Origin of the sequence: Methylobacterium sp. UNCCL125 (genome assembly GCF_900116795.1) — a bacterium.
Taxonomy (GTDB): Bacteria; Pseudomonadota; Alphaproteobacteria; order Rhizobiales; family Beijerinckiaceae; genus Methylobacterium; species Methylobacterium fujisawaense.
Genome location: NZ_FPBW01000005.1, coordinates 329,836 through 350,574, shown reverse-complemented (window position 1 = coordinate 350,574; position 20,739 = coordinate 329,836). Strand labels below are relative to the sequence as shown.

The window sequence follows — 20,739 nt, the reverse complement described above, 5'->3', positions numbered from 1 at the left end:
CGTTCCTGCTCAAGCTCTTCGCTGACGGCGGCTATCAGGGACCGGCCTTCCAAGATGGCCTTCGCAAGGTCTGCCGCACCCTCACGGTCGAGATCGTCAGGCGCTCCGATCAGGCTAAAGGCTTCGCCGTACTGCCCAAGCGTTGGATCGTCGAGCGAACGATCGGCTGGCTTAACCGCTGCCGCCGTCTCGCAAAAGATTGGGAATGCAAAAGCCGGAAAGGACGAGCGTTCGTCCTCTTGGCCTCCATCCGCCTCATGACCCGAAAGCTCTGTCAGAAAACATCATGATGCCGGACAGACTCTGAGAGAGATCGGCCTGCTCGACAACGCTTCCGTGTCGGGCCGGGTAGTCAACCTCGACCTGACGGATGTCAGCGATATTGGCAAGGCTCGGCGGGAGCTGCGCGTCCAGGGCTATGCGCATCGACTGAAATCAATCTTTGAAGCGCCTGATTTAATTAGCGTCGGCGAGCGCCTCGAACTGGCGATGGCTGCGGCGCCTCCGGCGGAGGCGCGACCGCGATACGGCGACAATGACATTAAAGTCGTCGTTGTAGATGCCGAGATCTTGAGGAACTCAAATGTGCGAGTGGCAGCGCACAATAAGGCTCTTGTCCGGTGGGCGCGCCGACAATTCGCCCCTCAGATGCTCCGCACCATCGTCGTCGCCTGAAACCGCAACCGATCGGATCAAGTCACATGCATTGTAACCTGCGGCTGCGAGACAGTTTCGGCAGTCTATTGACGAGAAGCCTCGGAAGCCTCGTTTGATGGTATCCAAGTGGTTTCCTACTGTGCCGGCTAACTCGTAACGTAGTATAGTCCTGGGCTTGGCGAAGGTGATTTCAATCGGCTGAAGTCGAATCAGTAGGCCGGCAGATAGAGCTGCCGCGATCCGGCTACGTCAATGCGCTCGCGAAGACTGCTTATCTTAGGGTCGAGCATGTCGTCGGGGACGACCGTATGGACGTGCATAAGGGCCGGAACCAGGGTCTCTTCGATATAGGTGCCGAAGCGCGATACTATCAACAGCCCGTCGAAGAGCGCAGTTGCCGTCTGATCGCTGGCGCGCAGGCCGGCGTTAACAGGAGAAGTCTACTTTGCCCGACCAGCACCGCGACCCGGCAGCATCCGCAACACGTAGAGCGTCGGCCGCGCTATTTTCGTGGTTGCGACTGTCGCTAGAGCGCGTCTGAGTAACGGGGTTTGGGGCTGGGTTGGAGCGGCGAGACCTGAGCAGAGGCTGCGGCTTGGCGGGCTCAGCGGCCGGCCTGTGCCAGCTTCAGCAGGTTGTGGGCGGTGCAGATCAGCGCCCATTCGCCCCGGACCTGATCGAGCCCTCTCATCAGGAACTGTCGGAAGCCTCGGGCCTGCTTGATCTGCCCGAACACCGGCTCGACCACCTGCTTCCTGAGGCGATAGCGGCTGCGGCGCCCGGCCCGCTTCAGGTGGGCGGCCATCGCGCTCATCAACGGCATCTTGGTCAGCCTCCGGCGGCCGGCTGCGTCCGCCTCGCCATGACGCGCCCGGCCCGGAGCGAGGTAGCCCGTGATGCCCCGCTCTCTTAGCGCGACGAGGTTCGCCTCGTTGGCAAAGCCGGCATCGCCCGAGACCTCCCGCGGTTTGCGCCCGAGATGAGCCCGGACCCCGTCCACAAGCGGCACGAGCGCGCGGTGATCGGCCGGGTTGGTCACGAGCCGGTGCGCGACGATCACCTGATGCGCGGAATCGACCGCGATCTGGCCGTTGTAGCCCTGCACGAAGCCATCACGCGTGGGCTGGATCCGGCTGTCCGGGTCAGTGAAGTTGCGCTGCGCCCGGTCGGGCGGACCGCCATCCTCCCCGCGCAGTGGCCGGCCCTGTCAGCGCATCCCCGACGAGGCACCCGGCCCGCTCTCGTCCTCCGGATCGGGCGGGTCAGCCGCCTCCGCTTCCAGCGCGGCCTTAGCGGCGCGGATCGCTTCCAGCCGCCGCTGCTTGTCGGCCATCCAGTCCGGCGTCTCGTCGCCGCGCAGGTCCACGCCATGAGCCTGATCCTCGGCCGTGTCAGCCTCGCGCGCTCCAGCCAAGCATCCACCTCGGCGGCCAGGGCCGGCTCGGCCGTCTTCATCCGTCCGTAGCTCATCGCCTTGTGGCGGGAGGCGTTGGCTGATCGCTTGGTGCCGTCCACCGCCACGTGGGCGAACGCGACCAGACCGGCAGCTCGACACAGGCGCAGCGCCTGCACGAACAGGTCCGACAAGGCCACGAGGTGGCGCTTGCGGAACTCGGCGATGGTGCGGAAGTCGGGCCGGTTCAGGCCGGTGACGGCCATGACGTCGACCCGCTCCTCGCAGGCCCGGGCGAGCTGGCGCGACGAGTACAGACCGCGGCTGTAGCCGTAGAGCAGCAGGGCCACCATCATGCCGGGATGGTAGGGTGGGTAGCCGCGCTCCTCCGTGTAGGTGTCGAGAATGGCCGAGAGGTCGAGCGCCTCCCGCACTGTGTCCCGCACGAAGTGCGACATGTGCCCGGGCGGCACGAACTCGTGCAGCGAGGGCGGCAGAAGCCAACCCTGATCGACGTCCCAGGAGCGAAACACCCTGGCCATGAGCCGAGTGAATCACCTCTGGGTGCCGCCGTCGAGACAGTTACTCGGACACGCTCCTAGCATGAAGATGAGCCGGTCCGGGTCGCGATCGAGCCGACCTCTGAACCAGGACGAGCGAGCCGCCTACAGCCCGATAAACCGGCCCTTTCCTGGTTAAACAGCCAACTGTCTGATCGATGACGTATTTTTGCGGCAGCGCGAGATCTCGGCATCATTATGCCTGGTTTTACCCGCGCGCTCGAGCACAAATGGGCTGAAGAAAGTTGGGCTTGAAAAGCACTTGCGAAACATAAATTGGCAGGACTTTGCTGCACGTCACAGTGGAGATTTGGGTGACGGCAGCGTTTGCCTTTGTTTAACGACGACGGCAGCACTCAAAATCCGAATCGCTCGATCTCCTTCCAGGCCGCCTTTCGGCGGCCTGGAACATTAAGCAGAACAAAACATGAATATATGGCCTCTTGCGACAATCATGGGCCGACCGAATAGAGCGCTTTACGTGTGCGAGACGGCTCTGGATCCCTGAGTTGTCGCGCTGGACCGAGAAGGCCGAACGTCGATCCGCTCGCCGAATCGTCAGGACCGAGCGGGCTTCGAAATTAACCGCTCGGGGCCATGATGGGACGTCTCAGTGTCGGACGTCATCATGCGGTTGCGCACGCTCCTCGCCCTCACTTTCGCGGCCGGGGCGCTGCTCCTCACCTTCGCCGCCACGATCGTCGTCTCCCAATTCATCGCGGCGCGGGTGCAGATCCGCGCGGAGGCCCACACGGCTGACCTGGCGGAGCATCTGCGCCAGATCATCGACGCCAACATCAGCGAGCGGCTCGGCGACATGGCCGTGCTGTCCTCGGTCGCTCGGACGAACGCCACCACGCCGGAAGCGCGGCGTGCTTGGGTCGACGCCTTGCGCGAGAGCTTTCCCGCCTATGCCTGGATCGGTTTCGCGGACCGGACCGGTATCGTCCTCGCCAGCACCGACGGCATGCTGGAGGGCGAGAGCGTTGCGGCGCGCCCGTGGTTCCAGCGCGGCATCGAGGCCTTGGCCGTCATCGACATCCACGAAGCGAAGCTGCTGGCCAAACGCTTGCCGTCGCTGCCCTACGGCGAGCCGCGGCGGTTCGTCGACGTGGCGATGCCCTTCCGCGACCCTTCCGGCGCCGTCGTCGGCGTCGTCGGCGGCCATCTCAGTGTCAGTTGGATGCGTGAGATGAGCCGAGCGGCCATCGCCACCGCCCTGAAGCGTGAGCCGAGCGTCGAGGTGCTGATCCTCGCTGGGGACGGAACCGTGATCCTCGGTCCCGGCGATCAGGCCGGTCGACGGATCGATGCCGATCTGCCCGCGCTTCCGGCACTGACGGCGGGTGCCGAGCTCGCGAGCGCCCGCGGGACATGGCCCGATGGGGGCGATTACTTCACCGGCGCGAGCCGCGCCCGACCCGTGGCTGACCGGCCGACGCTGCCCTGGACGGTCCTGGTCCGCCAGCCGGTCGAGGTCGCGAAGGCGATCTCCGATCCCATCGTCAATCAACTGGTACTCGGCGGCGCGGCTTTCACGCTTCTATTCGCGCTGCTCGGCTGGTGGGCGGCCGAGCGCTTGGCCGAGCCGCTTCGCGCCTTGGCGGGCGCCGCTGGCGGCATCGGCCATTCCTCGACGAACGCGCAGCTACCCAAGCCGCACGGCTACCGGGAGATCGCCGAACTGACGGATGCCCTGACAAAATTGCTGGCCCGGCTCGGCGAGCGTGATCGAGCCCTGGCGCAGGCCAACACCGATCTGGAAGGCCGGGTCGCAGAGCGGACTGTGGAACTGGCCGAAGCGTGCCATCGCGCCGAGAGGGCGCAAGCGCGCGCCGAAGCCGGCGAGCGTGCCAAGGGCGACTTCCTGGCGACGATGAGCCATGAGGTCCGCACGCCCCTGAACGCTATCGTGGGCTTCGGTGACCTACTCCGTGATGAAATCAACCTCACCCCGCACCAGATGCGCTGCATCGATCAGATGCGCGTCGGTTGCGAAGTCCTGACGACGGTCGTCAACGACATCCTCGACTACGCACGCATCGAAGCCCATGGCGTCGTGCTCGAAGCTGCCCCGTTCTCGCCGCGAGGGCTGGTGGAGGAGACCGTCGCCCTCGTCGCCGGCACCGCCGAGCGCCAGGGTCTCGACCTGCGGTTGGACGTCGGCGCAGGCGACGAGCATTTCCTCATCGGCGACAAGACCCGGTTGAGACAGGTGCTGCTCAATCTCGTCAACAACGCGGTCAAGTTCACGCCGCAGGGCTCTGTGACCGTCTCTTTGGAACAAGCGGCAACGCCGGATGGCATCGCTCTGCGCGTCGCCGTCTGCGATACGGGAATCGGCATTCCCGCCGAGGCGCAGGCGCGGCTCTTCACCCGCTTCGTGCAGGCCGACAGCAGCACCACGCGACGGTTCGGCGGTACAGGATTAGGGCTGGCCATATCGAAAGGGCTGATCGAAGCGATGGGCGGCGCCATCGGCCTTGAGAGCCGCGACGGTGTCGGCTCAACCTTCTGGTTCAGCCTCGTGCTTCCGCGTGTGCCGACTGGCGAGCGGTCGCCCGAACGACCAGTTGCCGCGGCTCTGCCCAGACCGATCGAAGACGACGCGTCGCGGCAGGCGCATCTGCTCCTCGTCGAGGACGGCGCGATCAACCGCGAGATTGCCCAGATGGTTCTGGAGGCCATGGGCTATCGCGTGTCCATCGCCTGCGACGGCTCGGAAGCCGTGAAACGGGTGCAGGAGCAGGCTTACGATCTCGTGCTGATGGATGTGGAGATGCCGGTCATGGACGGCATCACGGCGATGCGGCTCATACGGGGGCTCGAGGGTGTGGTGCACGCCGTGCCAATCATCGCGATGACGGCGCATGTCCTGCCGGAGCAGGTTCGCGCGCTCCTTACGGCGGGCGCAAACGATCACGTCGGAAAGCCCTTCGACCGAACCCATCTCCGCGCGGTTATCGAGCGCTGTCTCGTCGAGTCCGCCGAGCGGTCCCGAGCCGCTTGAACGACCCCCGACAGGGTGCGCAGAGGCGGCGCGCCGGGAGCCGTTGCGCGACCAGGAGCGTTCTTCGCCGGAAAACGTTGAAGCAATAATCTGGATAGGCGCGACGCATCAGTATCATGGCAGAAGACAGTTCCGGCTCCGCCACACCGGGCGGCGTTCACGGGCGCATATCCACCGGCGTTCCCGGCCTCGACGAGGTCCTGTGCGGTGGCCTCACGCATGATCGACTATACTTGCTCGAGGGCACACCGGGTACCGGCAAGACTACACTCTCACTCCAGTTCCTGCTCGACGGCGCCGCGCGTGGTGAGCGCGGCCTCTACGTCACACTATCCGAGAACAAAGATGAGCTGTGTGCTGCAGCCGCCTCGCACGGCTGGTCGCTTGACGGCATTGAGATCTACGAACTCGTCAACGAGTTTGGCCTCGATCCCGACAGCGAGCAGTCAATCCTGCACCCGTCGGAGATCGAGCTGGGCGAGACCGTCAGGGACGTCATTGCTCGCGTCGACGATTTGAAGCCGGCGCGGGTCGTCTTCGACAGCCTGTCCGAGCTGCGCCTGCTGGCCCAGAATCCGCTGCGCTATCGTCGTCAGATCCTGGCCCTCAAGCAATATTTCGCCCGTCGCAGCTGCACCGTTCTCATGCTCGACGACCGCACGTCGGAGCCGGGTGACCAGCAACTTCACAGCATCGCCCACGGGGTGATCTCGCTGGAGCAGGCACCGCGCGAGTTCGGCTCGGAGCGCCGTCGGCTGCGCATCGTCAAGATGCGCGGCATCAAGTTCCGCGGCGGCTATCATGACTTCGCCCTCGACACCGGCGGTCTGACGGTCTTTCCCCGCCTCGTCGCCGCCGAGCACCACGCGACGTTCGATCCGACCGCCGCCTCGACCGGGTCCGCCGAGCTCGATCTGCTGCTCGGCGGCGGCTTGGTGCCCGGCACCAATACTCTGCTGATCGGCCCATCGGGAGTCGGGAAGACCACGACGGCGCTCGGGTGCATGCTGGCCGCCTTGGAGCGGGGTGAGGCGGCGACCTACTTCCTGTTCGACGAGGGGCTCGCCACCCTGCTCGCCCGTTCCGCGATGCTCAACATGAACCTGTCCCCGCACATAGAGGCGGGCCGGCTGACGATCACCCAAATTGACCCGGCGGAACTCGCTCCGGGTGAGTTCGCCACCCATGTTCGGCATGCGGTGGAGAAGCGCCGCTCCAGGTTCGTCGTCATCGACAGTCTGAACGCCTACCTGCACGCGATGCCGGGCGAGGAATTCCTCATCCTGCAGATGCACGAGCTTCTGAACTACCTGAATCAGCAGGGCGTCACGACGCTGCTGGTTCTTGGACAGCACGGCATCATCGGTGATGTCCAGACCGACGTCGACCTCAGCTATCTCAGTGACGGCATCCTGCTGTTCCGGTTCTTCGAGGCGAAGGGAGAGGTCCGCACCGCCGTTTCTGTGGTGAAGAGCCGGGTGAATGCGCATGAGCGCACGATCCGTGAGTTGAAGCTCACGAGTCAGGGGCTGCGGGTCGGCTCGGCCCTGGACGACTTCCAAGGTGTGCTCACGGGGCTGCCCTCTTACCGAGGGAGAGTCGCGCTGTTGCCGGACGACGCTCCCCTCGGAAGCCAAGCGTGATGCCTCAGCCGCCGGATCACGAAGGGCGCGTCCTCGTCCTGGCGCCGCGCGGGCGTGACGCGGCGGTGATCGCGCAGGTGCTCGACCGCGTCGGCATGCCGACCGAGGTCTGTGCCGACGTGTCGGATTGCGTGACGGGCCTGAAGGCGGGGGCCGGAGCCGCTTTGGTCACCGAGGAGGTGCTCGCCGGGGCGGATACGGGAGCCTTATTCGCCTGGCTCGACGCGCAGCCCGCTTGGTCCGACTTCCCGTTCATCGTCCTGGCGACGCGGCAGACAGGCCGCCGGTCGGAATCCGCCGCCGGCATCCTCGCGCGGCTCGGAAACGTCGTCCTGCTGGAACGCCCGATCAATGCCGAGACCCTGATCAGTGCCGCCGAGTCGGCGCTGCGGGCGCGCGGGCGCCAGTATCAGGTGCGCAGCCTCCTGGCCGGTCGTGAGCGCACGCAGGAGCACCTGCGACTCCTCAACGAGGGTCTCGAACGGCGGGTTGCCGAGCGGACCCGCGAGGTCGAGGCCGCCCGGGAGACCCTGGCCTTCGCCCTCGAAGCAGCCGGCATGGGCTCGTGGGACCTCGATCTCGCGAACGGAACCTCCCGTCATTCCCCGCGCTTCGATGCCATCTTCGGGTATTCCGACCCGTGTCCATCGTGGACCCGAGGCACGTTTCTCGCCCATGTCGTCGAGGAGGACCGTCCCGCGGTCGAGCAGGCGTTCTCGGCCATCCCGGAGACCGGCCGGATCGACCTGGAATGCCGCATCACGCGCCAGGACGGCGCCGGGCGCTGGGTCGCGGCGAAAGGGCAGGTCAAATACGACGCGTCCGGCGTACCGACCCGCATCGCCGGGATCCTGGTGGATCGAACCGACCAGCGCATCACCGAGGACGCGCTGCGCCAGGCCCAGAAGATGGAAGCCATCGGTCAGCTGACCGGCGGCGTGGCCCACGACTTCAACAACCTCCTCACCGTCATCGTCGGCGGCCTCGACATGATGCTTCGCCGGCCCGAGCAGACCGACCGCGTGAAGCGGCTGGCCGAGGCGGCGATGAGCGCAGCCCGGCGCGGCGAGCAGCTCACGCAGCAGCTCCTGGCCTTCTCCCGCCGGCAGATGCTGCGGCCACAGACGCTCAACCCGAACCGCCTGCTGCTCGACTTTAGACCGCTGGCCGAGCGGGCGGCCACGGGTGCCGTCGAGCTGGTGTTCAACCTCGACCCGGCGCTCGATCCGATCCGCATCGATCCGGCACAATTCGAGGCGGCGGTGCTGAACCTGATCGTGAACGCCCGCGACGCCATTGAGGGCCGCGACGGCCACGCCCGCATCGCGGTCGTGAGCCGCAACGTCCACCTTGGCACCGCGGCCGTCGCCGACCAGGGGGTGCCCCCGGGGCCCTACGTGGTCGTATCGGTCAGCGACACCGGCAGCGGCATTCCACCCGACGCGCTCCAGCGTGTATTCGAGCCGTTCTTCACCACCAAGGAGGTCGGCAAGGGAACGGGGCTCGGCCTGTCCCAGGTCTACGGCTTCACGCGCAGCGCCAAGGGCTTTGCCCAGATCGAGTCCGAGATCGGCTCGGGCACGACGGTCAACCTGTATTTTCCGCGTTCGACCGACCCGGCCGGCGATGAGACGGGCGCCGCTTCGGCGAGCTCGATCCCGCTGCGCCGCGCCGGCGAGGGCGAGACGGTTCTGTTGGTCGAGGACGACGAGCAGGTGCTCGGGATGGCTGTCGAGAGCCTGGAGGAGCTGCGCTACCGGGTCATCATCGCTCGAAACGCCGTCGAGGCTCTTGAGCACCTTCGCGGCGTGGAGCGGATCGACATTCTGTTTTCCGACGTCGTGATGCCGGGCGGGATGAACGGATCACAGCTGGCGGTCGAGGCACAGAAGCTTCGGCCAAGTGTCAAGGTCCTGCTCACATCAGGCTATGTCGCAAACCTCGACGAGGGTCAGGTCATCGGTCGAGGCGAGATGCCGGTCCTGAACAAGCCCTACCGCCGCGACGAGCTCGCCCGCTCGCTACGCCTGGTCCTGGGGGGAGAGGGACGTTGACGCGACACCGAGAACCATCCGGTTTGTTAGAGGCGTTGCACAATGAAGAGCGCGAGGGAGCTACACTTTGCGCCGGGAGTGTAGGCATCAGACTCCGGGCCTGTCATGTTCGGGGTTCGGCGCGCGCATTCGATCGATCTCGCCGCGTTCAAAGCTCTGCTGCATTCTAACAACCGACTTGCTCGGGCCGACACCATCGCGCCTGTTCGCTGCTCCGGCGGGATCTACGGCGTGGATTACAGGATCGTTCATCCCGGCGGGTAGATCCGCCGGTTGCGCTCGCGCCGGCGCGTGCAGGTAGACGAGGAGGGCCAGCCGGTCCGGCACCGCGGCGTGGTCTTCGACATCGACGCGTACAAGCGCGCCGAAGAGGAGCAGAAGAGGGTCGAGGCGCAAGTGCGGACGCGCGAGGCGCGCCTGTACGCCATCCCCGACACGATGACTGAAGGCATGATCGTCATCGACGAACGCGGCATCATCCCTTCGTTCAACCCTGCTGCCGAGCGCATCTTCGGCTACCGGTCGGCCGAGATCGTGGGTCGGAAGATCAGTCTGGTGCTGCCGGAGCCGGATCGCGACCGATCCTATGCGGCCTGTCGTCATGGTGACGGGGCACGAAGATCCGTCGCGCGCGGTCGAGGCGATGAAGCTCGGGGCCTGCGACTTCAGCGAGAAACCGTTCGACGAGAGAGCCTTTATACGACCTTTGCGCGCCACCCTGTAACGCGGCTGCGTGACCGAGACGGGGTCGAACACGCGGCGAGTGCACATCCGCCGGATCGCCGAGTGCGAGCGACACGTTCTGGACCACTTGGTCGGCGGGGACACCAGCCAGGAAATCGGTCGCGTGCTCGACTTCAGCCCGCGCCTGGTCGGGATTGATCGGGCGAAGCGCATCACCAAAACCCAGGCGGCCCACCGACAGGAGCTGGTGCGTTGGTGGATGCTGAGCGGTCTCCGGTGGGTTTGATCCTCCGCAATTCGACGGAACCGCGGAAGTGGCAGCGTCATTTCCCGCTCTATGGTGCCAGTCGAGTTGTTAGGCGAACGGACCCTGTCTTCCAGGATAGCGTCATGCCGATCTTCATCGTGGACGACGATGCCGCCATTTTGAGTTCAGCACGGTTCATGCTGGAGGGCGAAGGTTACACGGTCGCCACGTTCGAGTCGGGCAGCAAGCTGATCGCCGCATTTTCGCAGGCGAAACCGTGCTGCATCGTGATCGACTACGTGCTGCCGGACATGACGGGGCTGGATGCCTACGAACGCGTGCGGTCTTCGGGCGGGACCGCTCCGGTGATCATCATCACAGGCCATCCGAGCGCCGCGATCCGCGAGAAGGTGCGGCAGGCTGGCTTGCCGCTGGTCGAAAAGGCCTTCGTCGAGGACCTGCTCGGCGCCATCGAAGCGATAGGTCCGCTGCATTGACCATGGGCTCTTGGTCGGAGGCTGGACGGCGTGCAGAATGTTATTCTGGCGCAAGGAGAAACCAGATATATTGGTGCCTGTTCGGATCAGGGACCGCAATGCGCGAGTGAATCCTTCGCGGACCTGATGGCCGAGCGCGGTATGGACTGCTTCATGAGCCGGTCGGGCGATGCGTGGGACCGCGCGACCAAGGAAGGCCGTTTCTCGTCGCTGACGATCGCGCGCACGGCCCCGAGGACCGACTGGACGCGGCACGAGGCGCCCGCGGATGTGTTCGATGACATCGAGCGCTTCTATAGCCCGACAAGGCGGCTCTCGACCTTGGGCTGTCTCGAACCTGTCGAATTCCAATACCAAACTTGATTTGCTTAAGATGGTATCTGTCGAACCGGCTACTGGCTAATTTGCGGACGGCGCTCAGGCTCGCCAAGTCATTGCGATTTGGTCAACGGACACACTCCATAGGCAGCCAAATCGGTCGGGTTGCTTCTGATCCCGGCGCGATTCTGCGGCGTCCTCACCGTATTCCAGCTGAAAAACTCGGCCGCGCCGATCCCCAATCCGCTTGCCGGCCCCAGGGCCACTGATATTTCGCCGACGTCGTCCTTACAGGCGGAACGCGATGCGGGCGCTACTTGAAGTAATTATGCCTCCGCTCCGTGAACACCGACGCAGATATTTTGCATCGCTTTCCCATGTTGCCGCGTTCTATTCACAGGCGAACCGGTATTCCGGTACGATTTCTGACATGAAGGAGGCGCGAATGCTGCGCGGTGGAATGCTGTGGCTGCTGGGGATCCCGCTGCCTATTATCCTGCTGTTGTGGTTCTTCGGCGTGTTCCACTGAGCGCCGGTGGGCCAGCATCATGCCCTACACAGTCGAGATCACAACGCTCGCGGCGCAGGTCGACGGCGAGGAACGGCCAGCAAGGCTGTACCAGTTGCCCGATCCCTTCAGCACGCTGGCCGAAGCCAAGGAAGCCGCTGTCACCCACATAGCGGGGCTCGGGCTCGATCCTTCCTGTGTCCTCTACAACGTGTTCGACCGCGAGGGCTTCACGGTGGCATCCAATGCTGAACAGATGGCAGGGTCCGGGTGACGTCAAAGCCGCTGGCCAGCACCGCTATGCCGGTGAGGAGCTGGGCCTATCAAAAGTAAGCGTTTGGAGACGCGTCTTCCTGAGCAAAACCCGTTGGACGGCGCGTAAACGCCTTTTCGCTCATGGCCGACGACGCGTGCGCCGACGACGGGGTGCCGGAGACGGTGCAGCGGGCCTGGACGCGCCAGGATGACGTCACGCCAAGCTCGAACTTGGAGGCGCGGCTCTGCACCATCAGCCACAATCTGTTTCATGCGGAGTGCCGCGAGCGCAGGCGCGTGATCGGAAATGTGGACGGCTCCGTTACGACTCAGCGCGCCGCGCCCGCGGCCCAAGAGCACCGCTCCGATCTGCCGACCGTCCGGTCGCCCATCGGTCAGCTGCCTGAGATCTGGCGCGGGGGTCTGCTGCTCGTGAGCGCGCGAGACTTAACCTATGAGGCGGCCGCCGAAGTGATGGGCTGTCAAACCGGTCCTGTGAAAAGCCGGGCGCGCCGCGCCCGGGCCTGGCGCGTTGCGAATCCTGCCAGCGAGGAGCACCTCAACTTGCGCAGGCATCCATGCTGACCTGTCCGGAGGCACCGAACCGGCCTGACACGGCTATGCCAGTGTGAGCGTATTCGTTTCTGTCAGATCTGCTCCGAAACTAGTTTTACATAGGACGAGGCTCGCGATTCAGCTTCATCCCGCGCTCCAAACGATTGAGCAACCCTCTGGGCTGAGCTCAATTGCCGTGCCACTTCGATGGTGGTCACTCGTAGTCGCTGACGATTCGGATGGCTGCCACGCTTAGCCATGCGCATCTACCCTGAGGTTGTTTCCGCATGACGCCGACTACGTCGCAGTTGGAGCCGAAGCTCCTCCTGAAGAGCCTCCGCGCCTTTCGGAAAGGTGACTTCTCGATCCGGCTGCCGCTGGATCTCACGGGCATCGATGGCGAGATCGCGGACGCGTTCAACGACATTCTCGAACTCAATCAGGGTCTCGCCCGGGAACTCGACCGGGTTGCGCGTGCCGTGGGCAAGGACGGGCGCATCGGCGAGCGTGGCAAGCTTCCGGCCGCGACCGGCGGATGGAACGACTGTGTCGACTCGGTCAACACGATGATCGGAGATCTCGTTCAACCGACCACCGAAGTGGCCCGCGTCATCGGGGCGGTCGCGAAAGGCGACCTCGGTCAGACCATGCAGATCGAGATCGAGGGCCGCCCGTTGAGGGGCGAGTTCCTCCGCATCGGCAAAGTGGTCAACACGATGGTCGACCAGCTGAACTCCTTCGCTTCGGAGGTGACGCGCGTGGCCCGGGAGGTTGGCTCGGAGGGCAAGCTCGGCGGACAGGCCAAGGTCAAGGGCGTCGGCGGAACCTGGAAGGATCTCACCGACAACGTGAACCTGATGGCGGCCAATCTGACAGGCCAAGTCCGCAATATCGCGGAGGTCACCACTGCCGTGGCCAATGGCGATCTGTCCAAGAAGATCACTGTCGATGTGAAGGGTGAGATCCTGGACCTGAAATCGACCATCAACACAATGGTCGATCAGCTCAATTCCTTCGCCTCGGAGGTCACGCGCGTTGCCAAGGAGGTGGGCTCGGAAGGCAAGCTTGGAGGCCAAGCCCAGGTCAAGGGCGTCGGTGGCGTCTGGAAGGATTTGACCGACAACGTCAACATGATGGCCGAGAATCTGACGGGCCAAGTGCGTAACATCGCCGAGGTCACGACCGCGGTCGCGCGCGGCGACCTCTCCAAGAAGATCACCGTCGACGTCAAAGGCGAGATCCTGGCGCTGAAGCTGACCATCAACACGATGGTGGACCAGCTCAACTCCTTCGCCTCCGAGGTGACGCGTGTCGCCCGCGAGGTCGGCACGGAGGGCAAGCTCGGCGGTCAGGCCCAGGTGGAAGGCGTCGGTGGGACCTGGAAGGACCTCACCGACAACGTGAACATGATGGCGGCCAACCTCACCGGCCAGGTGCGCAACATCGCCGACGTCACGACTGCGGTGGCCAATGGCGACCTGTCCAAGAAGATCACCGTGGACGTGCGCGGTGAGATCCTAGAGCTGAAGAACACCATCAACACGATGGTGGATCAGCTTAATTCCTTCGCCTCAGAGGTGACCCGCGTCGCGCGCGAGGTCGGATCGGAGGGGAAGCTCGGCGGGCAGGCCCACGTTCCTGGGGTCGCCGGCACCTGGGCCGATCTCACCGACAACGTGAACCTGATGGCCGCCAACCTCACCGGCCAGGTGCGCAACATCGCCGACGTGACCACCGCGGTGGCCAACGGCGACCTGTCGAAGAAGATCACCGTGGACGTGCGCGGCGAAATTCTGGAATTGAAGAACACCATCAACACGATGGTGGATCAGCTCAATTCCTTCGCCTCGGAGGTGACCCGTGTCGCCAAGGAAGTCGGCTCGGAGGGGAAGCTCGGCGGGCAGGCCCGCGTCGAAGGCGTGGCAGGAACCTGGGCTGATCTCACCGACAACGTCAACCTGATGGCCGCCAACCTGACCGGTCAGGTGCGCAACATCGCCGACGTGACCACCGCGGTGGCCAATGGCGACCTGTCCAAGAAGATCACCGTCGACGTGAAGGGCGAGATCCTGGAGCTGAAATCGACCATCAACACGATGGTGGATCAGCTCAACTCCTTCGCCTCGGAGGTGACCCGCGTCGCCCGCGAAGTCGGCACGGAAGGCAAGCTTGGCGGGCAGGCGCAGGTCAAGGGCGTCGGCGGCGTGTGGAAAGGCCTGACCGACAACGTGAACATGATGGCGGCCAACCTGACGGGCCAAGTGCGCAACATCGCCGAGGTCACGACTGCGGTGGCCAACGGCGATCTCTCCAAGAAGATCACCGTGGCCGTCGAAGGCGAAATCCTGGAATTGAAGTCGACCATCAACACGATGGTGGATCAGCTCAACTCCTTCGCCTCGGAGGTCGTCCGCGTCGCCCGCGAGGTTGGCATCGAGGGCAAGCTCGGCGGACAGGCCCAAGTGCGCGGCGTCGGCGGAACCTGGAAGGATCTCACCGACAACGTCAACATGATGGCCGCGAACCTCACCGGTCAGGTGCGCAACATCGCCGATGTCACGACTGCGGTGGCCAACGGCGATCTGTCCAAGAAGATCACCGTCGACGTGAAGGGTGAGATCCTGGAGCTGAAATCGACCATCAACACGATGGTGGATCAGCTCAACTCCTTCGCCTCGGAGGTGACCCGCGTTGCCCGGGAGGTCGGCTCGGAGGGCAAGCTCGGCGGCCAGGCTCAGGTGCGCGGCGTCGGCGGAACCTGGAAGGACCTCACCGACAACGTCAACATGATGGCCGCCAACCTGACCGGTCAGGTCCGCGGCATCGCGGATGTCGTCACGGCGGTGGCCCAGGGCGACCTCAAGCGGAAACTCTCGGTCGATGCCAAGGGCGAGATCGCCGCCCTGGCCGACACCGTCAACGAGATGATCGAGACGCTCGCCACCTTTGCCGACCAGGTCACCAACGTCGCCCGCGAGGTGGGCGTCGAGGGCAAGCTCGGCGGTCAGGCCAGGGTGCCGGGTGCCGCCGGGCTGTGGCGCGATCTCACCGACAACGTGAACCAGCTCGCGGCGAACCTGACGACCCAGGTGCGCGCCATTGCCGAAGTGGCGACGGCGGTGACGAAGGGCGACCTCGCACGCTCGATCTCGGTCGAGGCTTCCGGCGAAGTCGCCTCGTTGAAGGACAACATCAACGAGATGATCCGCAATCTGCGGGACACGACCCTCAAGAACGCCGAGCAGGACTGGCTGAAGACGAACCTCGCCAAGTTCACGCGCATGCTGCAGGGCGAGCGCGACCTCGCCACCGTCTCAAATCTGATCCTGTCCGAGATCGCGTCGCTCGTGAATGCCCAGCGCGGCGTGTTCTTCATGGTGGAGGACGATGGCGGAGAGCCGGTTCTGGATCTGATGGCGAGCTATGCCTTCACGGAGCGCAAGAACCTGTCGAACCGGTATCGCCTCCGTCAGGGTCTCGTGGGCCAATGCGCCTTCGAGAAAAAGCGCATCACCCTCACCAACGTGCCCGGCGACTACATCACCATCGGCTCGGCTCTCGGCGAGGCACCACCCCTCAACATCATCGTCCTGCCAGTCCTGTTCGAGCAGGAAGTTCGGGCAGTCATCGAGCTGGCGTCGTTCAACCGTTTCAGTGAGACCCATCAGTCCTTCCTTGACCAACTGACCGAATCCATCGGGATCGTGCTCAACACGATTGCCGCCAACATGCGGACCGAGGGTCTCCTCAAGCAGTCGCAGCTCCTGACCGGCGAATTGCAGAGCCGGCAAGAGGAGCTGAAGAAGACGAACGACCGCCTGGAACTTCAGGCGGCCTCCCTGCAGCAATCCGAGGATCTGCTGAAGAGCCAGCGCGAGCGCCTGCAGCAGACCAACGAGGAGCTGGAGGAGAAGGCGCGGCTGCTCGAAATCCAGAAGCGCGAGGTCGAGGGCAAGAACCGCGAAGTCTCCGTCGCCAAGACGGCGCTGGAGGAGAAGGCCGAGCAGCTGAGCCTGACCTCGCGCTACAAGTCGCAGTTCCTGGCCAACATGAGCCACGAGCTGCGCACGCCGCTCAACAGCCTGTTGATCCTCTCGAAGCTTCTCTCCGAGAACCGCGACGGGAACCTCACGGACAAGCAGCGGGAGTTCGCCAAGACGATCAACGCAGCCGGGACCGACCTCCTGTCGCTCATCAACGACATCCTCGATCTCTCCAAGATCGAGTCCGGGACGGTGTCGCTCGAAGTCGGCGATGTCGCGCTGCAAGACCTCGTCGAGAACCTCGAAAGGACCTTCCGCCAGCTGGCCGAGGACCGCCAGCTCGCCTTCGTGATCGATGTCGAGCCCGGCCTGCCGCGGTCGGTACGCACGGATTCCAAGCGCCTGCAGCAGGTTCTCCGCAACCTTCTCTCCAACGCCTTCAAATTCACCGAGACGGGCAGCGTTTCGCTCAAGATCGGCTCGGCCGAGGGGTCGCCGCTGCGCGCCGGGAGCCAGTGGATGGCCCTTTCCGTAACCGATACCGGTATCGGCATCGCCGAGGATAAGCAGCGGATCATCTTCGAGGCGTTTCAGCAGGCCGACGGGACCACGAGCCGCAAGTATGGCGGCACCGGCCTCGGCCTCGCCATCAGCCGCGAGATCGCCCGCCTGCTGGGCGGCGAGATCGTGGTCGAGAGCCGCATCGGTTCGGGCAGCACCTTCACCCTGTTCCTGCCCTTCGAACCGCCCGTTCAGGCAGTCACGGGCCGCGCATGGGAGACGGCCGCGGGGACCGGAAATGCCGCGCTGACCGGCCGCCAGCCGAACGCCGCGATGGCCCTTTCGGCCGCCGCGGACGACCGCCATGCCATCCACCCGGGGGATCACATCGTGCTCATCGTCGAGGACGACGCGATGTTCGCCTCGGTGCTGCTGGAGCTTGCGCGCGAACGCGGGTTCAAAGGCTTGATCGCGCAGGACGGTGCCGGCGCGCTGAGCCTCGCCCACCGCTTCAAGCCGCACGCCATCACCCTCGATATCGGCCTGCCCGACATGGACGGCTGGGCCCTGCTCGACCTCCTGAAGAACAACTCCCGCACCCGCCACATCCCGATCCACGTCATCTCCGTGAACGACGAGAAGAAGCGCGGCCTGCGCGCCGGCGCGTTCGGCTTTCTGGAGAAGCCCGTGGAGCGCGAGGGCCTGCTGCGGGCCCTGGAGCTCTCGAAGGATTTCATCACGCGGCCCGTCCGCAACCTTCTGCTCGTCGAGGACGACGAGAACCAGCGCGCCAGCATCACGGCGCTCCTGAGCGAGGAGGACGTCAAGATTTTCGGGGTCGGCACGGCGTCGGCCGCACTGGAAGCCCTGACCGGCGGCCGGTTCGATTGTGCGATCATCGATCTCGGCTTGCCCGATATCGGTGGTTCCGAGCTGATCGAGCAGATCCGCGCCTCGCAGGACGGAGAGGAACTGCCGATCATCGTCTATACCGGTCGGGCGCTCACGCCCGCCGAGGAGCAGCAACTGAGGCAGACCGCCTCGACGATCATCATCAAGGACACGCGCTCGTCCGAGCGACTCCTCGACGAGACCGCCCTGTTCCTGCATCGGGCCATCGCCAGCGCCCCGGCCGACGAGCAGGGTCTCGGCGATCGCAGTGACGGCGTGTCTCTCCAGGGCTGCCGGGTCATCCTGATCGACGACGACCTGCGTAACATCTTCTCGCTCACGAGCGCCCTGGAGCAGCACGGGCTTGAGGTTCTGTTCGCGGAGAACGGGCATGACGGCATCGCGCTGCTCGAATCCCATCCGAACATCGACGCGATGTTGATCGACATCATGATGCCAGGAATGGACGGCTACGAGACGATGCGCGCGATCCGGGTCCAGGGCGCCTTCCGAAGCCTGCCGCTGATCGCCGTGACCGCGAAGGCCATGAAGGGCGACCGCGAGAAGTGCCTCGAGGCGGGCGCGTCGGATTACGTCTCGAAGCCGATCGACATGGACGAGCTGCTGGCCGTGCTGCGGGTGCAGTTGGCACGACGGGGCGAGGTCGCCGACAGTGTGACGCCGCTACGTGCGGAAGCGAGAGACTTCGAGCGGCAACCCCGATGAGCCGCCGACTGGATCCCCATCCGGCTGGTCCGGACGATACCGCGGGACAGCTCGGCTTACCCACCGAGCTGGCCCCGGTCCGAGCCAAGATCCTGATCGTCGATGACGACCAGCGTAATCTGCTTGCCGCCTCCGAGATTCTAGCCGAGCCCAAGACCGACTTGATTCTAGCGAACTCGCCGGAGGAAGCCCTACGCCGGGCCCTCCGGGAGGACTTCGCCCTCATTCTGCTCGACGTACAGATGCCGCGCATGGACGGCTACGAGGTGGCCGCCCTCATCCGCAGCCGCTCGCGCACATCCCGTGTCCCGATCCTGTTCCTCACGGCCCACAACAAGGACGACATCCACATCTTCCGCGGTTACTCCGCAGGCGCGGTCGACTATGTGTTCAAGCCGATCCAGCCTTTGGTGCTGAAGTCGAAGGTCGATGTCTTCGTCGATCTTTACCGCAAGACCGAAGAGATCAAGCGCAACGCGACTGCCGAGAAGCGTCTGCTCCTGGAGAACCTTCGCGTACGCGGTGAGAAACTGGAAGCCGAGCAGGCGCTGCGCAGGCGGGAAGAGCATCAGGCCGCTGTCCTGCGCGGCCTTCCCATCGCCCTCTACACCTCACCGATCGGCGTCGCCGACCGGCGCCTCGACTTCACCAACGACAGCATCGCGCGCATCACCGGCTTCTCGCGCGAGACCTTCGCCACTTCCGGCCTCTGGAGCTCCCGCCTCGAAGCAGACGACCGTGAGCGCGTGTCGGCAGCGCTGCGCGCGGTCCTCGAGACCGGCGAGGTGACTCTGGAGTATCGCTGGCGCAACGCGGATGGCTTGGAACGACACATCCTCGACCAGATCTCGGTGAACCGTGATGAGAGCGGCACGGCGGTCGAGCTCTTCGGGATGTGGTTCGACGTGACGGAGCGCAAGGAACTTGAACTCAACTTGCAGCACGCTTCGAAGCTCGAGGCGGTGGGCCGCCTAACCGGCGGGATCGCGCACGATTTCAACAACATGTTGAGCATCGTCATCGGCAATCTTGACTTGGTAAAAGGCGCGTTGCTGGGCAACGAGAAGGCGCACCGCCGCATCGAGAGAGCCATCGAGGGGGCCCATCGCTGCGCCGAACTCACCAGCCGGCTGCTGGCCTTCTCGCGACGCTCTCCTCTCCAGCCGAAAGCGCTGAACTTCGCGAACTTCATTCCTGGCCTGATCAAGCTTCTGGCGCGTACGCTCGGCGAGCGGATCACGATCTCCGCGGATCTGGAGGCGGGATTGCCGGAAGTCTGTGTCGATCACGCTCAGTTCGAGGCCGCTCTCATCAACCTCGCGGTGAATGCCCGGGACGCGATGCCGGATGGAGGGACCTTGGACATCCGCATCAGGCGCCGGGACCCCACTGGGCCGGAGGGGGTCGAGGACGTGCGTTTCGTAGAGATCACGGTCGCCGACTCGGGCACGGGGATGTCACCTGATGTTCTGGCGCGCGTCTTCGAACCCTTCTTCACGACGAAGGAGGTCGGCAAAGGCACGGGCCTCGGTCTGAGCATGGTCTATGGCTTCGTGCAGCAGAGTGGCGGGACCATCGTTGTCGACAGCACGCCGCATCAAGGCACCCGTTTCCTCGTCACGATGCCCGTGCTCGCCGAAGGAAGTCCCAGATCGGAAGAATGCGCTGCGGGTGCGACGAACGAGCCGCCGAATCCGATGAATGGTGCGGGTAGGGCCGTGCTTGTCGTCGAGGACGACGCCGATGTCCGCTCGACCGTTGTCTCGACCCTCGAGGCCCTCGCGTTCGAGGTGCTCAGTGCGCATGATGCCAGCGAGGCTCTGCACGTTCTGCGGAGGGAGGCGAATATCTGCCTCGTTTTCAGCGACGTGAACATGCCCGGCGCGATGAACGGCATCGAGCTCGGACACATCATCCGGCAGCAATGGCCACACATGCAGATCCTGCTGGCCTCCGGCTACCTTCGGGAAGGTCAGGATGCGAACGGCTTCCCCTTGCTGCAGAAACCATTCCGAGCGGACGACTTGATTGACAACCTGCGGGAGCTGCTCGGCAACGCGCGGGGATGAAGTTGTCTCGATCGCGACCAAGGAAAACGACAGCGGAACGCGTGCCGATCGCAGAGAGGCGCGGCGATTTTGCCCGGCAGAGATCCCCGGGATCTGTGGAGATCCGCCGTTCCCGCGTATCGGCACAGGGCTGCCGGCGTTCGGGTTCCCGGTAAGACGGCCAGCGGTGCCCCAAGACGGTGCGTGCG

At 64.7% G+C, this 20,739-nt stretch carries 12 protein-coding genes and 1 pseudogene; 11 read left to right on the top strand and 2 right to left on the bottom strand.

Annotated elements, in window-relative coordinates; all coding sequences use genetic code 11:
- Both BM396_RS06915 and BM396_RS32110 read left to right on the top strand, forming a co-directional pair.
- On the top strand, positions 1-290 hold a 290-nt coding region (locus BM396_RS06915), incomplete at its 5' end, for a transposase (RefSeq protein ID WP_139239464.1).
- A gap of 46 nt (positions 291-336) precedes the next feature.
- On the top strand, positions 337-675 hold the full coding sequence (locus BM396_RS32110) for a hypothetical protein (protein ID WP_139239463.1): 339 nt from the start codon (positions 337-339) through the stop codon (positions 673-675).
- Positions 676-1,261: 586 nt separating this feature from the next.
- On the opposite strand, the pseudogene BM396_RS06910 reads toward BM396_RS32110, so the two are convergent.
- A pseudogene (locus BM396_RS06910) lies at positions 1,262-2,592 on the bottom strand (IS1182 family transposase).
- A gap of 631 nt (positions 2,593-3,223) precedes the next feature.
- Here BM396_RS06910 and BM396_RS06905 point away from each other — a divergent pair.
- The 3 genes from BM396_RS06905 (at position 3,224) to BM396_RS06895 (ending at position 9,317) form a co-directional block, all read left to right on the top strand.
- A complete protein-coding gene (locus BM396_RS06905) occupies positions 3,224-5,620 on the top strand; it encodes a hybrid sensor histidine kinase/response regulator (RefSeq protein WP_244538832.1) in 2,397 nt (798 codons plus the stop codon).
- Positions 5,621-5,736: 116 nt separating this feature from the next.
- Positions 5,737-7,263 (top strand): ATPase domain-containing protein, encoded by a 1,527-nt coding sequence (locus BM396_RS06900; protein ID WP_043382075.1) that lies wholly within the window; start codon positions 5,737-5,739, stop codon positions 7,261-7,263.
- A complete protein-coding gene (locus BM396_RS06895) occupies positions 7,263-9,317 on the top strand; it encodes an ATP-binding protein (protein ID WP_043382076.1) in 2,055 nt (684 codons plus the stop codon). The genes BM396_RS06900 and BM396_RS06895 overlap by 1 nt, the downstream gene beginning before the upstream one ends.
- Before the next feature lie 87 nt (positions 9,318-9,404).
- On the opposite strand, the gene BM396_RS33280 is transcribed toward BM396_RS06895, so the two are convergent.
- Positions 9,405-10,073 (bottom strand): hypothetical protein, encoded by a 669-nt coding sequence (locus tag BM396_RS33280; RefSeq protein ID WP_280142394.1) that lies wholly within the window; start codon positions 10,071-10,073, stop codon positions 9,405-9,407.
- A 318-nt stretch (positions 10,074-10,391) separates the two neighbouring features.
- Here BM396_RS33280 and BM396_RS06885 point away from each other — a divergent pair, with 318 nt between their 5' ends.
- From BM396_RS06885 to BM396_RS06860, 6 genes are all read left to right on the top strand, one after another.
- On the top strand, positions 10,392-10,745 hold the full coding sequence (locus BM396_RS06885) for a response regulator transcription factor (RefSeq protein WP_043382078.1): 354 nt from the start codon (positions 10,392-10,394) through the stop codon (positions 10,743-10,745).
- A 30-nt stretch (positions 10,746-10,775) separates the two neighbouring features.
- Entirely contained in the window at positions 10,776-11,108 is a 333-nt protein-coding gene (locus tag BM396_RS06880) for a hypothetical protein (RefSeq protein WP_139239461.1), read from the top strand.
- A gap of 503 nt (positions 11,109-11,611) precedes the next feature.
- A complete protein-coding gene (locus BM396_RS06875) occupies positions 11,612-11,845 on the top strand; it encodes a hypothetical protein (RefSeq protein WP_043382083.1) in 234 nt (77 codons plus the stop codon).
- Between the two features lie 122 nt (positions 11,846-11,967).
- Complete coding sequence (locus BM396_RS06870; protein WP_051976045.1) at positions 11,968-12,411, top strand: hypothetical protein; 444 nt, start codon at positions 11,968-11,970, stop codon at positions 12,409-12,411.
- Between the two features lie 257 nt (positions 12,412-12,668).
- Positions 12,669-18,482, top strand: coding sequence for a HAMP domain-containing protein (locus BM396_RS06865; protein ID WP_043382085.1), 5,814 nt, complete (start codon positions 12,669-12,671; stop codon positions 18,480-18,482).
- Positions 18,479-20,551, top strand: a complete 2,073-nt coding sequence (locus BM396_RS06860; RefSeq protein WP_043382088.1) for a response regulator — start codon at positions 18,479-18,481, stop codon at positions 20,549-20,551. The genes BM396_RS06865 and BM396_RS06860 overlap by 4 nt, the downstream gene beginning before the upstream one ends.
- Positions 20,552-20,739 lie beyond the last annotated feature (188 nt).

Excerpts from the sequence above, each read along its gene's own strand:
- BM396_RS06860 (WP_043382088.1), top strand. The coding sequence starts at position 18,479 with ATGAGCCGCCGACTGGATCCCCATCCGGCTGGTCCGGACGATACCGCG.
- BM396_RS06875 (WP_043382083.1), top strand. The coding sequence starts at position 11,612 with ATGCCCTACACAGTCGAGATCACAACGCTCGCGGCGCAGGTCGACGGC.
- BM396_RS06885 (WP_043382078.1), top strand. The coding sequence starts at position 10,392 with ATGCCGATCTTCATCGTGGACGACGATGCCGCCATTTTGAGTTCAGCA.
- BM396_RS06865 (WP_043382085.1), top strand. The coding sequence starts at position 12,669 with ATGACGCCGACTACGTCGCAGTTGGAGCCGAAGCTCCTCCTGAAGAGC.
- BM396_RS06895 (WP_043382076.1), top strand. The coding sequence starts at position 7,263 with ATGCCTCAGCCGCCGGATCACGAAGGGCGCGTCCTCGTCCTGGCGCCG.
- BM396_RS06870 (WP_051976045.1), top strand. The coding sequence starts at position 11,968 with ATGGCCGACGACGCGTGCGCCGACGACGGGGTGCCGGAGACGGTGCAG.
- BM396_RS06900 (WP_043382075.1), top strand. The coding sequence starts at position 5,737 with ATGGCAGAAGACAGTTCCGGCTCCGCCACACCGGGCGGCGTTCACGGG.